This window comes from Dryocola clanedunensis (assembly GCF_038405435.1).
Classification (GTDB): Bacteria; Pseudomonadota; Gammaproteobacteria; order Enterobacterales; family Enterobacteriaceae; genus Dryocola; species Dryocola clanedunensis_A.
Map to the genome: position 1 here is coordinate 283 of NZ_JBBYHZ010000073.1, position 479 is coordinate 761.

A 479-nucleotide genomic window follows, 5' to 3' on the forward strand; every position below is an offset into this window, starting at 1 on the left:
CGCCTCGGCCAGGTTGCTGGTGCCGGCGCCGCGATGGCCACGCAGGAAGTAGTCGATGGCGATGCGCAGTTCGCTGCTGCGGTCGTAGCTGACGCCTGGACCGGTGTGCACGACGGTGCAGATGTCCAGGTGGTCCTGCAGGTTGCGGCCGACCCCGGGCAGGTCCACGCGCGGCGTGATGCCGTGGCAGCGCAACGTGTCCGCCTCGCCGATGCCGGACAGCATCAGCAGGTGCGGGGAATGGATGGCGCCCGCGCTGAGGATCACCTCGGTACCGGCGCGTGCATGCAGGTGCTGCCCGCCACGCCGATAGTGCACGCCGGTGGCGGTGGTGCCGTCGAAGCTCAGCGCGACGGCGTGAGCACCGGTCAGCACCGTCAGGTTGCGCCGGTGGCGCGCTGGGCGCAGGTAGGCGTCCGCGCTCGAGCAGCGCGCGCCTTCGCGCTGGGTGACCTGGTACAGCCCAACACCGAGCTGCT

General features: G+C 71.2%; 1 protein-coding gene. It reads right to left on the reverse strand.

Going from position 1 to position 479, the window contains the following annotated elements:
* On the reverse strand, window positions 1-479 hold a 479-nt coding region (locus AAE045_RS23445; RefSeq protein ID WP_455549715.1), incomplete at both ends, for a GMC family oxidoreductase N-terminal domain-containing protein.